This is a genomic window from Streptomyces sp. NPDC050988 (genome assembly GCF_044456225.1).
Taxonomy (GTDB): domain Bacteria; phylum Actinomycetota; class Actinomycetes; order Streptomycetales; family Streptomycetaceae; genus Streptomyces.
Window position 1 is genome coordinate 305,531 of record NZ_JBITFQ010000008.1, and the last position, 13,969, is coordinate 319,499.

A 13,969-nucleotide genomic window follows, 5' to 3' on the forward strand; every position below is an offset into this window, starting at 1 on the left:
CTGTCACACGATGAGCAGCACTTCCAACCCGTCGACGCACCACACGTCCACGATCGGCTCGATCGGAGCACCGAGCCGACGCAACACCGAGCTCGCGCTGCTGGTGTTCGCCGTGGTCATCGCGGTGTTCGCCTACGCCAACGTCGGTCTGGCCATGAACGACTCGGTGCCGCCCGGGCTGCTGAGCTACGGCCTCGGCCTCGGCCTGCTCGCGGGCGTCGGCCATCTCGTCGTCCGGAAGTTCGCGCCCTACGCGGACCCGCTGCTGCTGCCGCTGGCCACGCTGCTCAACGGCATCGGCCTGGCGGTCGTGTGGCGCCTGGACCAGTCGCAACGGCTGCAGCAGAGCGACAACTTCTTCGAGGCGGCCCCCCGCCAGCTGCTGAACTCCGCGCTGGGCGTCGCCCTGTTCGTGGTCGTGCTGATCTTCCTCAAGGATCACCGCGTCCTGCAGCGCTACACCTACATCTCCATGGTCGCCGCGGTGATCCTGCTGCTCCTCCCGCTGGTCCCAGGCCTCGGCGTGAACGTCTTCGGCGCAAGGATCTGGATCAAGATTCCCGGCCTCGGCACCATCCAGCCCGGTGAGTTCGCGAAAATCGCCCTGGCGGTCTTCTTCGCCGGCTATCTGATGGTGAAACGCGACGCCCTGGCCCTGGCCAGCCGCCGCTTCATGGGGCTCTACCTGCCGCGCGGGCGGGACCTCGGCCCGATCGTCGTCATCTGGGCGCTCTCCATCCTGATCCTGATCTTCGAGACCGACCTGGGTACCTCGCTGCTGTTCTTCGGCATGTTCGTGATCATGCTGTACGTGGCCACCGAGCGGACCAGCTGGATCGTGTTCGGTCTGCTGATGTCCGCGGCCGGCGCCGTCGGTGTCGCCTCCTTCGAGTCGCACGTCCAGCAGCGCGTCCAGGCCTGGCTCGACCCGATGCGCGAGTACGAGCTGAGCCAGGAAGGCGTCCTGGGCCACACCGAGCAGTCGATGCAGGCCCTGTGGGCCTTCGGCTCCGGTGGCACCCTCGGCACCGGGCTCGGCCAGGGCAACTCCGACCTCATCGGCTTCGCCGCCAACTCCGACTTCATCCTCGCCACCTTCGGCGAGGAGCTGGGCCTGGCCGGCGTGATGGCGATCCTGCTGATGTACGGCCTGATCGTGGAGCGCGGTGTCCGTACGGCGCTCGCGGCCCGTGACCCGTTCGGCAAGCTCCTCGCCATCGGCCTGTCCGGCGCCTTCGCCCTTCAGGTCTTCGTGGTCGCCGGCGGCGTCATGGGCCTGATCCCGCTGACCGGTATGACGATGCCCTTCCTGGCGTACGGCGGTTCCTCCGTCATCGCCAACTGGGCCCTCATCGGCATCCTGATCAGAATCAGCGACACCGCCCGCCGCCCCGCGCCGGCCCCCGCTCCCAACCCCGACGCCGAGATGACCCAGGTGGTCCGACCGTGAACAAGCCCCTGCGCCGGATCGCGATCTTCTGCGGGCTCCTCGTCCTCGCGCTGCTCATCCGCGACAACTGGATCCAGTACGTCCAGGCCGACACGTTGAAGAAGGACACGAAGAACCGCCGCGTCGCCATAGCGCGCTATGCCACACCGCGCGGCGACATCATCGTCGACGGCAACCCGATCACCGGGTCCACGAAGACCAGCGGCGACGACTTCAACGACTTCGAGTACAAGCGCACCTACAAGGACGGCGCGATGTGGGCCCCCGTCACGGGTTACGCCTCGCAGGCCTTCGGCGCCACGCAGTTGGAGAGCATCGAGGACGGCATCCTCACCGGCAACGACGACCGGCTCTTCTTCCGCCGCACCCTCGACATGATCACCGGCAAGAAGCAGGAGGGCGGCAACGTCGTCACCACGCTCAACGCCGCCGCGCAGAAGGCCGCGTACAAGGGTCTGCTGAAGCAGGGCAAGGGTGCCGTCGCCGCGATCGACCCCGAGACCGGCGCGATCCTGGCGCTGGCCTCCACTCCCTCGTACGACCCCTCGTCGTTCGCCGGTAACTCCCTCAAGGCCGACGGCAATGCCTGGGAGAAGCTGCAGAAGAAGAACAACCCCGACAACCCGATGCTCAACCGGGCGCTGCGCGAGATCTACCCGCCCGGCTCCACCTTCAAGGTGGTCACCGCGGCAGCGGCGCTGGAGAAGGGCATCGTGACCAGCGCGGACGAGAAGACCGACTCCCCGCTGCCGTACACCCTGCCGGACACCACCACCGAGCTGAAGAACGAGGGGAACATCCCCTGCAAGAACGCGACGCTGCGCGAGGCGCTGCGGGTGTCCTGCAACACCGTCTTCGGCAAGCTGGGCGTCGACGTCGGCAAGGAGGACATGCTGGAGGAGGCCAAGAAGTTCGGCTTCAACGAGGAGCAGTTCGTGCCGATCCGCTCCAGCGCCTCCAACTTCCCCGAGGAGATGGACAAGCCGCAGACCGCGCTCAGCTCGATCGGCCAGTTCGAGACGGCCACGACGCCGCTGCAGATGGCCATGGTCGCCTCGGCCATCGCCAACGACGGCACGCTCATGAAGCCGTACATGGTCGACAAGCTCCAGGCGCCGGGCCTCGACGTCATCGAGCAGACCGAGCCCTCCAAGATGAGCGAGCCGCTGTCCGAGAAGAACGCCCAGATCCTTCAGTCGATGATGGAGACGGTCGTCAAGGAGGGCACCGGCACCAAGGGCCAGATCAACGAGGACGGCGTCACCGTCGGCGGCAAGACCGGTACCGCCCAGCGTGGTGTCGACAACAGCGAGAACCCCTACGCCTGGTTCATCTCGTACGCGAAGCTCGACGACGGCAGCTCCCCGGTCGCCGTCGCCGTGGTCGTCGAGGACGAGAGCGCCAACCGTGACGACATCTCCGGCGGCGGTCTCGCGGCACCGATTGCGAAGGACGTGATGAAGGCAGTCATCGACAGCAAGAAGTGACCCCGCTCACGTCCCCTTCACATCGGTGCACGTTGCGATACCGGTCCTGTATCGGGTGACGGTTGTGGCCAGGTCAGTCAAGGCGAGCCGGGTACGGTATGCCCGGACAGCACACCGCCGGACCACACGTGGTGTGGTCAGGACCGTCGGAGAGGGCTGGTAGGTAGCTATGGAAGAGCCGCGTCGCCTCGGCGGCCGGTACGAGCTGGGCCACGTGCTCGGCCGTGGTGGCATGGCGGAGGTACATCTCGCCCATGACACCCGGCTCGGCCGCACGGTGGCGGTGAAGACGCTGCGAGCGGACCTCGCGCGCGATCCGTCGTTCCAGGCCCGGTTCCGCCGGGAGGCCCAGTCGGCCGCCTCGCTCAACCATCCCGCGATCGTCGCCGTGTACGACACGGGTGAGGACTACATCGAGGGCATCTCCATCCCGTACATCGTGATGGAGTACGTCGACGGGTCCACGCTGCGAGAGCTGCTGCACTCCGGGCGCAAGCTGCTGCCCGAGCGCGCCATGGAGATGACCATCGGCATCCTCCAGGCGCTCGAGTACTCGCACCGCAACGGAATCGTCCACCGCGACATCAAGCCGGCGAACGTCATGCTGACGCGCAACGGCCAGGTCAAGGTCATGGACTTCGGCATCGCCCGCGCCATGGGCGACTCCGGCATGACGATGACGCAGACCGCGGCGGTCATAGGAACCGCGCAGTACCTGTCCCCGGAGCAGGCGAAGGGCGAGCAGGTCGACGCCCGCTCCGACCTGTACTCCGCGGGCTGTCTGCTGTACGAGCTCCTGACGGTCCGCCCCCCGTTCATCGGGGACTCCCCGGTCGCGGTCGCGTACCAGCACGTGCGCGAGGAGCCGCAGGCGCCCAGCGTCTTCGACCCCGAGATCACGCCCGAGATGGACGCCATCGTCCTGAAGGCGCTCACCAAGGACCCGGACTACCGCTACCAGTCCGCCGACGAGATGCGCGTCGACATCGAGGCCTGCCTCGACGGCCAGCCCGTCGCGGCCACGGCGGCCATGGGCTCCGTGGGCTACGGCGGCTACCCGGACGACCGGCCCACCACCGCTCTGCGCTCCACGGACGCGCAGGCCACGTCCATGCTGCCCCCGATGAACCCGGACGACGGCGGCTACGGCTACGACGACCGTTCCGGGCGCCGACGTCAGCAGAAGAAGAACAACACCTCGACGATCCTGCTGGTCGTCGCCGGTCTGCTCGTGCTGGTCGGCGCGATCCTCATCGGCAAGTGGGCGTTCACCGGACAGGGCGGGTCGGGCGACGAAGCGTTCCCGGCGCCGAACTTCGTGAACAAGACCCAGTCCGAGGCCGAGAAGTTGGCGACCAACCGCGAGCTGGAGCTGAAGATCGACTCCAAGCCCTGCGAGAACACCCCGAAGAACAGTGTCTGCGCCCAGAACCCGAGGGCGGAGTCGCAGGTCAAGAAGGGCGACACGATCACGTTGACGGTGTCGACGGGGGCGCCGAAGGTCGCGGTGCCGAACGTCATCGACGACCCGGTCGACGAGGCCACGGAGAAGCTCGAGGACGAGAAGTACGGCTTCACCGTCAAGACGGAGACCAAGGAGTCCAGCGAGGAACCCGGCACGGTCCTCGAACAGGACCCGACGGCGGGCGACGAGGTGGAGAAGGGCTCCACGATCACCCTCACCGTGGCCAAGGAGAAGGAGCAGTCCACCGTTCCGGACGTCAGCGGCCTGAGCTGTGACGACGCCAAGGCGCGGATGGAGCAGAACGACCTCAAGGGCAACTGCACCGATGTGGAGACCGACGACGACAATCTCGTCGGCAAGGTCGTCGCCACGTCGCCCACGGCCAACTCCTCGGCCGACCCGGGCTCCACGGTGAACATCCAGATCGGCAAGGCGGCGGAGGAAGAGGAGTTCGCCATGCCGAAGGTGACCCAGATGACCCTCGCCCAGGCCAAGCAGGTTCTCGCGCAGAACCAGCTCCAGCTCGGCAACATCCAGGGGTCGCAGGACGACAACGCCATCGTCTTCGCCAGCAACCCGCAGGAGGGCCAGCAGGTGAAGGCCGGCGACAGGGTCAACCTCGGAACGGTCGACGCCGGGCAGCAGAACAACGGCGGCAACGGCAACGGCGGCCTCATCTCAGGCGCCAACGGGGTGGCCTTCCGCGAGGAGGACTGACCCGGATACGGCCCCGGATACGGCGGACCGCTTGGTGGACCGCCGGTCAACGTCAATGGGGGCTTGTACTGCTCGGTCGAGCAGTACAAGCCCCCATTTGCATGGCCTTGCGAGGTGCGGTGCGGGACCTCGCCCCTCCGGGGTGCGGGGCTGTGCCCCTACGGGGTGAGTCCCTACGGGGTGCGGGGCCGTGTCCCTACCGGGAGCGGCTCTGCCGCGCGGGTGCGACCGGCCAACAGGCGGCCCGGGTCATCACCGCGTCCCGCGGAGCGCTCAGCGCAGCTCCGGCGGCGGCGTCCGCTCGTCGTTGACCTTCTCCACGCGGTCCAGCTCGCCCCACACGACGTACCGGTAGCGGGACGTGTAGACGGGCGTGCAGGTCGTGAGCGTGATGTAGCGGCCCGCCTTGTTCCTGCCCGATTCCCTGGGGACGGGCGCGAGGACCTTGACGTTGAACTTCGACGTCTCGGGAAGGGTCGCGTAGACCTTGTAGACGTACCAGTCGTCCTTGGTCTCGAAGACGATCGCGTCGCCCTTCTTGAGCTTGTCGATGTTGTGGAACTTGGCGCCGTGGCCGTCGCGGTGGGCGGCCAGCGAGAAGTTGCCCTTCTTGTCCTGCGGGAGGGCCGACTTGACGGGGTCGGTGTAGTAGCCGGCGATGCCGTTGTTGAGGGACTTCGTGGAGGTGCCCTTCTTGACCAGCACCTCGCCGTTGCTCATCGCCGGGACGTGCAGGAAGCCGATGCCGTCCTTGGTGTCCAGACCGACCGGGCCGCGGTCCTCCGCCCAGTGGTCGCGCACCTTGTCGCCCTGCTTGTCGGCCTCACGGTCCGCGACGACGTTCGTCCACCACAGCGAATAGGCGACGAACAGGCCGAGGATCAGACCCGCCGTGATGAGGAGTTCACCGAAGACGCTGACGGCCGCCGCGATCCGGCCGCCGCGGCGCCGCGGCGCGGGCGAGGACGCCCGGGCGTCCGTGTGCTCTTCGTGGTCGGTCGTCGCTGCCACTGCGTTGCCCCGTCTGGTCTCTCAGGAATCTTTGAATGTCGTGAAGCTCGGGATGTTCTGACGCTCAGGATGAAGCTTGGGACGTTGTGAAGCTCGGGATGTCGTGAAGCGTGCGGTAGCCGGTCGCCCCGGTGTCTCAGTCGACGAGAGCGTCCGGCTTGCCCTTGTCCCGTGATCGTTCCTCGACCATCGTGCCCCAGACGATCATCCGGTACTTGCTGGTGAATTCTGGGGTGCAGGTGGTGAGAGTGATGTAGCGGCCCGCCTTGGTGAAGCCCCCCGCCTTGGGGATCGCGTCCAGCACGGACGTGTTGCTCGGCGGTGTCACCGGCAGGATCGACGCCATCTTGTACACGAAGTACTTGTCCTGCGTCTCCACGACGATCGGGTCGCCCGGCTTCAGGCGGTTGATGTAGCGGAACGGTTCGCCATGGGTGTTGCGATGCCCGGCAAGACCGAAGTTGCCCGTCTTGGCGTCCGGCATCGCCGTCTTCACGCCCTCCTCGGCGTAGTGGCCGACCATGCCGCGGTCCAGCACCCGCTTCTTGTCGGTGCCCTCGGCTATCGGCACGACCACATCGAGCTTGGGGATGTGCAGGAGGGCGAAGCCCTGGCCCGGCTCGAACACCCCCGGGTTCCGCTTGCCGTTGGCCCAGTCGTCCTGGAGGCTGCTCGCCTCGTTGCCCGCCTGGGCGTGCGCCCGGACGTTCGTCCACCACAGCTGGTACGTCACGAACAGCAGCATCAGTACGCCGGTGGTGATGAACACCTCGCCGATCGCCCGGCTGGCCATCACGGCCGCGCCCGGCTTCCGCGCCCGCGCCGCACGCCGTGCCTCCATGCGGGAGAGAGGCGCTCCGGACGCCGCCCCGCTCTCCTGGGCCTCCTGCCCCTCCTGTGCCCCACCGGCCCCACCGTGCCGCCCATGGCGCCTGGAGGCCTTGCGACGGGCCGCACGGCCCCCGCCCGGCACCCCAGCGCCGCCGCCGGCCCCTGCGGGCGGTACGGCGCGCTCAGCGGATCGGGGCGTCGGGATCCCCGATATGGACTCGACATCGGCTATACGCAGCCCGACCGTCTCGTCGTCGACGAGGGGCGGCTGCTCGTACGGCGCGGAGTACGCCGGAGCCTGGGAACCCGCCGGGCTCATCGGGCCGGTAGCGCTCAGGGGGCCCGTCGAGTTCGGCTGATTCGATTGATTCGGCTGATTCGGCTGGCTCGTCGGACCCAGCGGGTCGGGCTGGGCGTATGCCCCGTCGTACGACGTCTGCGGCGCCCCTCCATAGGACGGTCGCTGCTCCGCCCCGTACGGGGGTTGCGGCTCGTACGACCTCTGGGGCTCGTACAGCTGCTGCGGCTGCGGACCGGCATACGACGGCGGCTGCCCCGGTTCGGCGTACCCGTGCGTGGGGTCCGTGTGCGCGCGGCGCACCGGGTCCGCGTACGAGGAGGCGGTCTGCCCGACGCTCCAGTCCTGCGAATAGCCCTGGGGGTTCTGGGGGTTCTGGGGGTCGTACCACTCCTGTTCGGGCGCCGCGGGCGGCCGCTGCCCCGGCAGAGGGTCGCTGAGCGGGTCGGCGAGCCCGTCGACGGCGGCCCGCATCGCACCGCCCGGCCGGGCATCACCGCTTGGCCGGGCATCGGCATTCGGTGCCCCGAAGTCACGGGACGGCTCGAAGGCCGCCGCCCCCTCGAAGGCGCCCGGCGCCTCAAACACCTCAGCGCCCCCGTACACGGCGTCCTCGCCGTACGGGGCGGCACTGTCGCGCTCGGGGCGCAGGGCGGTCACGCCGTGGCCCTGCCCACCACCGGGGCGAGCCCGACCGATCTGGCGACGGCTCCCTGGTCTCCGCACTCCACCAGCCAGTTGGCCAGCATGCGGTGACCGTGCTCGGTCAGCACGGACTCGGGGTGGAACTGCACACCCTCGACCAGGAGTTCACGGTGCCTGAGCCCCATGATGATTCCGTCGTGCGTACGGGCCGTGACCTCCAGCTCGACAGGGACGGTCTTCGGCTCGGCGGCCAGCGAGTGGTAGCGGGTGGCGGTGAAGGGCGACGGAAGCCCCGCGAACACCCCCCTGCCCTCGTGCTCGACGAGCGACGTCTTGCCATGCAGCAGCTCGGGCGCGCGGTCCACCACGCCGCCGTACGCCACCTGCATCGACTGCATCCCGAGGCAGACCCCGAAGACGGGGACGCCGGTCTCGGCGCAGTGCCGGACCATGTCGACGCAGACTCCGGCCTCTTCGGGCGTGCCGGGGCCGGGCGACAGCAGTACGCCGTCGAAGCCGTCCTGTGCGTGCAGCGCCGACACCTCGTCGTTGCGCAGGACCTCGCACTCGGCGCCGAGCTGGTAGAGGTACTGGACCAGGTTGAAGACGAAGCTGTCGTAGTTGTCGACGACGAGAATCCGCGCGCTCACTGGTTGTCCACCGTCACATCGTTGAAGGGCAGCAGCGGTTCGGCCCACGGGAAGACGTACTGGAAGAGCACGTAGACCGCCGCGAGGACCAGCACCAGAGAGATCAGTGCCTTGATCCACGTGTTCCCCGGCAGATGCCGCCAGATAAAGCCGTACATGCCGTCCCTTCCGTCGCGCCACGGCACCAGACTCACGCCGTACCGGACCAGACTAACGGCGTAGGGCCTCCGGTTTCCCAGCCTCTACAGGCTGGGTCGAGTCAAGATGTGCCCAGACGATCAGCCGGTGGCTGTGGCCCCATTCCGGCTCGCAGGTCGTCAGCGTCAGATACCGGCCCGCACGCGTGTACCCCGACTTCTTCGGTACGGGGTCAATGACCGCTATGTCACTGGGCAATGTTTTGTGCGGCTTCGTGTCGATGCGATACGTGAACCAGGTCGTCCCGTCGGTCAGCACCACGGAGTCACCCGGCCGCAGCCTGGGGAAATCCTTGAACGGGTCCCCATACGTGCGCCGGTGGCCGGCGACGGCGAAGTTCCCCGGCTGTCCGAGCTGGGCGGTGCTCGCGTAGTGGCCGAGCCCCTTCTTGAGGGTGCCTGTCCTCGTGCCTTCGAGCACGGGCTTGTTCCACGTGAAACCAAGCCGCGGGATGTACATCACAGCGAAGGGCTTGCCGTCCTTGTACGGGGCCGGCTCGTCGGGGCTCGTGCCGGGTGCGCCCGTTCCCGTGGAACTCGGCTCCTTGGGCCCGGCCGCCACGGAACCCTTCGCCCACTGCTCCTGGAGCTGCGCGATCTGGTCGTCCATCGCGGTGTCGGCCTTCACACCCGTCCAGAACAGCACGTACACCACGAAGAGCACGATCACGGTGCCTACGGTGATGCACAGCTCGCTGAACGTCCTGACGACCACTCGCACCGACACAAGGTCCCCCAGCGGCAGCGGCTCCACTACTCCATGGGCTCTTACCCCACGGGCTGCTACTCCACAGGCTTCGCGTAGTGGAGATCCACTGTGCCCGAGTAGCCGGGAAGAGTCACGGTCCCGTCCTCGTCGACTTTCCAGCCGAGCCCGTAGACGTTGACGTACACCATGTAGTTCTGGATCGCCTTGGACGCCGAGAGGGCCTTCTGGAGCTTCTCCGGGTCACCGACGGCCTGGATCTTGTACGGGGGCGAGTAGACGCGGCCCTGGAGGATCAGGGTGTTTCCCACGCAGCGGACGGCGGAGGTGGAGATCAGCCGCTGGTCCATGACCTTGATGCCCTTGGCGCCGCCCTGCCACAGGGCGTTCACCACGGCCTGGAGGTCCTGCTGGTGGATGACCAGGTAGTCGGGCTGCGGCTCGGGGTAGCCGGGGAGCTTGGCGGTGGCGTTGGGGGGCGCGTCGTTGAGGGTGACCGTGAGGGCCTCGCCCTTGAGCTTCTGGGTGCCCGCGTTCTTCTCCAGGGCGGCGAGCTTGGCCTCCTCCGCCTTCGTACTGCCGTTGTCCCGTTCGGCGAGCGTCTCGACGTCCTCACGCAGCGATCCGTTGCTCTCGTCGAGCTGCCCGTTCTTGTGGCTGCGCTCCTGAATCAGGTCGGAGAGCTTCAGCAGCGAGGCGTCCGTACGGATATTGGTGCCCTTGGCCGTGTTGAAGCTGGTGAAGAAGATCAGCCCGGCCAGGGCGAACACGGCCACGGTCAGCACCCGCACCGGCCGGAAACGCCGGATTGCGCCAGGGCTGGATCCTGGCTGGGGAGAGTCGGCAGAATTGCTCAACGTACCCTTATCTCCTTCGGCGCCGCGGAAGCACTACGCTAACGGACGCCCGGGGGAGCGCTAAGAGTCCCCTTGTACGCTGCCCCGGAGCCAGCCCACGTTCCCTGCGCGGCCACGCAGCGCATCGACAGGAGAGACCCTCGTGCCGAAGTCACGTATCCGCAAGAAGGCCGACTACACGCCACCCCCGGCGAAGCAGGCGACCAACATCAAGCTGAACAGCCGTGCCTGGGTCGCCCCGGTCATGCTGGCCATGTTCCTCATCGGCCTCGCCTGGATCGTCGTGTTCTACGTGACGGACGGGTCGCTGCCGATCGACGCGTTGGGCAACTGGAACATCGTGGTGGGCTTCGGCTTCATCGCGGCGGGATTCGGCGTTTCCACGCAGTGGAAGTAACGCGGCCATAAGGTGTCGGGAGCCTGTACCAGGGCTTCTACGAGCCTGTGTCCGCAAGCCGTGGCCCAAGTTGTCCACTGAGTTATCCACAAGGGTTTCCACAGTGTGGATAGGTCTGAAGATCTGTGGATAACCCATCCGGTGTTGACGCCGGTGTGACTGACCTACCGGTATCCGCAAGTGCGTTCGCCCCCTGTCCCGCCTGGGGAAACCCAGGTCAGGGACAGGGGGCACACTTGTTCCTGCACAGCATGCACAAGATCCGCCACGGTCTGTGGACAACGTGAGCTCGCACGGGATTCTCGGGCGGGTCGGGCTTGACTTTCGGACGGGCGGAGCGATTCGGCTCAGGCAGGCCGGGCTCTTCGGCTCGGGTGGGCCCGGCGGCTCGGCTCTGCGGACCCCGGTGGCTCGGCTACTCCGGACCAGGCGGCTCGGCTCAGGTGAGCTGGCCGGTCCGCACCAGTGTCATGACCACAACCGCGATCAGCACCAGCGCGCACACGCCGTACTGGATCAGGGCCCGCCGCTCGCGGGGCGCGTGCACCATGGCGTAGCCGATCACCACACCGCCGACGAGGCCGCCGATGTGGGCCTCCCAGGCGATGTTGCTCCACCCGAAGGTGAAGATCAGGTTGATCACCAGGAGGGCGATCACCGGGCGCATGTCGTAGTTGAGCCGCCGCATGAGGATGGCGGTCGCGCCGAACAGGCCGAAGATCGCGCCGGAAGCGCCGAGCGACGGCTGGTTCGGCTCGGCGATCAGATACGTGAGCGCGCTGCCGGCGAGGCCGGACACCGCGTACAGGGCGATAAAGCGGGCACGGCCGAGGGCCTGCTCCAGAGGGCCGCCGATCCACCACAGGCTGAGCATGTTGAAGGCGATGTGGATGTAGCTGCCGTGCAGGAACATCGCCGTGACCATCCGGTACCACTGCCCCTCGGCGACGCCCTCGACGCTTCCGAGGATCGGCACGAAGGCCCGGCCGATGAGGTCGAAGCTGTCGGTGAAGCGTTCGCCCACGGATTGCTGGACCAGGAAGGCGGCGAGATTGAGCCCGACGAGGATCTTGGTGATCAGCCGGGGATCCGAGGTGACCGTGCCGCCGGCGAGGGTGCGGGGCTGGGCGGCGTTGGGGGCATGGCCCGTGCCGGAGCCGTTCCGCACGCATTCCGGGCACTGGAAGCCGACCGAGGCGCTGATCATGCACTCGGGGCAGATGGGGCGCTCGCAGCGCGTGCAGCGGACGCCGGTCTCCCGGTCCGGGTGCCGGTAGCAGGTGGGCAGGCTCGCGGCACCCTGTGGTTCCTGCGGGCTGCCTGGCGCCTGGTCCATCGGGATCCCCTCATCCTCTGTACGCATTTGGTACGCAACGCACCGCCCCGCTCATCCTTACGGATGGGCGGGGCGTTTGGTTCCCTCCGGGAGACCTCTCTCGGTTTCCTCCGAGGGCCTCGATTCCCTCCGGGACCCTCGGTTCAGCGGGTCTCGATGACGACCGACTCGATGACCACGTCGCTGACCGGGCGGTCGGTGCGCGGGTTGGTCTGCGCGGAGGCGATGGCGTCCACGACCTTCTGGCTGGCCCCGTCGCTCACCTCACCGAAGATGGTGTGCTTGCGGGTCAGCCAGGCCGTCGGGGAGACGGTGATGAAGAACTGGGAGCCGTTGGTGCCCGGGCCGGCGTTCGCCATGGCCAGCAGGTACGGCTTGTCGAAGCCGAGGTCGGGGTGGAACTCGTCCTCGAACTCGTAGCCGGGACCGCCGGTGCCGTTGCCCAGCGGGTCACCGCCCTGAATCATGAATCCGCTGATCACCCGGTGGAAGACCGTGCCGTCGTAGAGCTTGTCCGTGGACTTCGCACCCGTGGCCGGGTTGGTCCACTCACGCTCGCCCTTGGCGAGTTCGACGAAGTTCCGGACCGTCTTGGGCGCGTGGTTCGGCAGGAGCCGCACTTCGATGTCGCCGTGATTGGTCTTCAGGGTGGCGTAAAGCTGCTCAGCCACGATCTGCCTTCCGTTGTCCTTTGTGACTCCCCGATCCTCGCACGGACCGCGCCCCTCGTCTTGCGTCACCGCCGCTCCGAGCCGCTTCAACCGCTTCGCACCAAAGCGGCGCGCAGTCCAGGGATCCGTGACATTGTCGTGGCAAGCTCCCGTTGCACCGTATTGATCAGTTATTGCCCCGAGTACGCCCGGAGTCGTCTCTCATGACCCGGATGCCCGACCTCGCATGCCCCGGAGCTCTCCGGCAGGCATGATCCGGATAAGGGTGGAAAGGTGAACTGTGACTTGCTGGGGGATGGCCCCAAGCCCCTAAGTACGCCACCGAGGAGGAGGATCCCGTGACCCGCAAGGACAGCGTGCGCGCAGCGGCCGAGTCGGCGAAGGACAGCGTGCGGCACGCCGCGGAAGTGGTGGCGCCCTACGCCGACACGACCAGGGACCGCGCCACGCAGTATGCGCACGAAGCACGCGTCAGGCTCGCGCCGAAGGTGTCGGCCGCCGCGCTCCAGGCCGCTGAACAGGCACGCACACAGTACGACGCCCATCTCGCCCCGCGTCTGGAGCAGGCGCGGACACATGTGCCGCCGAAGGTCGACCAGGCCGCCCACGAGGCAGCTGTCCGCACCCGCAAGGCCGCGCGGCAGGCGGCGGACTACTCCCGGCCGAGGATCGAGCAGGCCAGGGTCGCGGCCGGCCCCGTCCGCGACGAGGCCACGTCCCGCAGTGTGGCGGCGCTGGCGGCGCTGCGCGGTCAAGTCTCGGCCAAGCAGGTGGAGAAGCTGGTCCGTAAGCAGGAGCGGCGGGCCAGGGTCGGCCGCCTCGCCAAGGGTCTCGCCGTGCTCGGCATCCTGGCCGGTGGTGCCTTCGCCGCCTGGAAGTGGTGGGACAAGCAGGCCAACCCCGACTGGCTGGTCGAACCGCCCGCCGCCACGGAGGTCCCGGAGGGCGGCCACCTGACCTCGGTCGACAGCAACGCTCAGGACGAGCTCGACCCCGAGGTCCAGGCCAAGCAGGCCGAGGCGGAGGCCGCGGAGCACAAGGACCGCGGCTGACGCAGCCGTACGGCCGTAGGACATCACGCCGTACGACTTCACATCGTGGGGGCAGGAGGCCTGATGTCTCCTGCCCCCACGATGTTTCACGTGGAACCAACCCCGTTTCACGTGGAACCAGCCCGGTCCCGTTTCACGTGAAACCGGCCTGTCGTGAAACCGGCCTGCTGCGAAAACTGGCCTGTCGTGGAACTGGGCT

Annotated in this window: 13 protein-coding genes; 5 read left to right on the plus strand and 8 right to left on the minus strand. The window is 67.8% G+C overall.

The window, feature by feature from the left end:
* Positions 1–10 precede the first annotated feature (10 nt).
* From ACIBEI_RS20685 to pknB, 3 genes are all read left to right on the plus strand, one after another.
* Complete coding sequence (locus tag ACIBEI_RS20685) at positions 11–1,450, plus strand: FtsW/RodA/SpoVE family cell cycle protein (protein ID WP_398890750.1); 1,440 nt, start codon at positions 11–13, stop codon at positions 1,448–1,450.
* Positions 1,447–2,937, plus strand: a complete 1,491-nt coding sequence (locus tag ACIBEI_RS20690; protein WP_398890752.1) for a peptidoglycan D,D-transpeptidase FtsI family protein — start codon at positions 1,447–1,449, stop codon at positions 2,935–2,937. The genes ACIBEI_RS20685 and ACIBEI_RS20690 overlap by 4 nt, the downstream gene beginning before the upstream one ends.
* Positions 2,938–3,106: 169 nt before the next feature.
* Positions 3,107–5,119: a Stk1 family PASTA domain-containing Ser/Thr kinase gene (gene pknB, locus ACIBEI_RS20695; RefSeq protein WP_398890754.1), complete on the plus strand. Its 2,013-nt coding sequence runs from the start codon at positions 3,107–3,109 to the stop codon at positions 5,117–5,119.
* A 273-nt stretch (positions 5,120–5,392) separates the two neighbouring features.
* Here pknB and ACIBEI_RS20700 read toward each other — a convergent pair whose 3' ends face one another.
* From ACIBEI_RS20700 to ACIBEI_RS20725, 6 genes are all read right to left on the minus strand, one after another.
* Entirely contained in the window at positions 5,393–6,130 is a 738-nt protein-coding gene (locus ACIBEI_RS20700; protein WP_398890757.1) for a class E sortase, read from the minus strand.
* Between the two features lie 136 nt (positions 6,131–6,266).
* Positions 6,267–7,478: a class E sortase gene (locus tag ACIBEI_RS20705; RefSeq protein WP_398890862.1), complete on the minus strand. Its 1,212-nt coding sequence runs from the start codon at positions 7,476–7,478 to the stop codon at positions 6,267–6,269.
* A gap of 437 nt (positions 7,479–7,915) precedes the next feature.
* Positions 7,916–8,554 carry an aminodeoxychorismate/anthranilate synthase component II gene (locus ACIBEI_RS20710; RefSeq protein ID WP_398890759.1) on the minus strand — a complete coding sequence of 213 codons (639 nt, stop codon included), beginning with the start codon at positions 8,552–8,554 and terminating at the stop codon, positions 7,916–7,918.
* Positions 8,551–8,748: a hypothetical protein gene (locus ACIBEI_RS20715; protein ID WP_186001365.1), complete on the minus strand. Its 198-nt coding sequence runs from the start codon at positions 8,746–8,748 to the stop codon at positions 8,551–8,553. The genes ACIBEI_RS20710 and ACIBEI_RS20715 overlap by 4 nt, the downstream gene beginning before the upstream one ends.
* 16 nt (positions 8,749–8,764) lie before the next feature.
* Entirely contained in the window at positions 8,765–9,472 is a 708-nt protein-coding gene (locus ACIBEI_RS20720) for a class E sortase (RefSeq protein ID WP_398890761.1), read from the minus strand.
* 62 nt (positions 9,473–9,534) lie between these two features.
* Entirely contained in the window at positions 9,535–10,314 is a 780-nt protein-coding gene (locus tag ACIBEI_RS20725) for a DUF881 domain-containing protein (RefSeq protein WP_398890763.1), read from the minus strand.
* 142 nt (positions 10,315–10,456) lie between these two features.
* Between ACIBEI_RS20725 and crgA the strand changes: the two genes are divergently transcribed.
* On the plus strand, positions 10,457–10,711 hold the full coding sequence (crgA, locus tag ACIBEI_RS20730) for a cell division protein CrgA (protein WP_055613069.1): 255 nt from the start codon (positions 10,457–10,459) through the stop codon (positions 10,709–10,711).
* Between the two features lie 439 nt (positions 10,712–11,150).
* Here the strand turns inward: crgA and ACIBEI_RS20735 are convergent, their stop codons facing one another.
* Both ACIBEI_RS20735 and ACIBEI_RS20740 read right to left on the minus strand, forming a co-directional pair.
* Positions 11,151–12,047: a rhomboid family intramembrane serine protease gene (locus ACIBEI_RS20735; protein WP_398890765.1), complete on the minus strand. Its 897-nt coding sequence runs from the start codon at positions 12,045–12,047 to the stop codon at positions 11,151–11,153.
* Positions 12,048–12,190: 143 nt separating this feature from the next.
* Positions 12,191–12,718 (minus strand): peptidylprolyl isomerase, encoded by a 528-nt coding sequence (locus tag ACIBEI_RS20740; protein ID WP_143641373.1) that lies wholly within the window; start codon positions 12,716–12,718, stop codon positions 12,191–12,193.
* Between the two features lie 338 nt (positions 12,719–13,056).
* Between ACIBEI_RS20740 and ACIBEI_RS20745 the strand changes: the two genes are divergently transcribed.
* Positions 13,057–13,770, plus strand: a complete 714-nt coding sequence (locus tag ACIBEI_RS20745; RefSeq protein ID WP_398890768.1) for a DUF5324 family protein — start codon at positions 13,057–13,059, stop codon at positions 13,768–13,770.
* Positions 13,771–13,969 lie beyond the last annotated feature (199 nt).

Coding starts and splice junctions, on each gene's coding strand:
- ACIBEI_RS20685 (WP_398890750.1), top strand. CDS start 11: ATGAGCAGCACTTCCAACCCGTCGACGCACCACACGTCCACGATCGGC.
- pknB (WP_398890754.1), top strand. CDS start 3,107: ATGGAAGAGCCGCGTCGCCTCGGCGGCCGGTACGAGCTGGGCCACGTG.
- ACIBEI_RS20735 (WP_398890765.1), bottom strand. CDS start 12,047: ATGGACCAGGCGCCAGGCAGCCCGCAGGAACCACAGGGTGCCGCGAGC.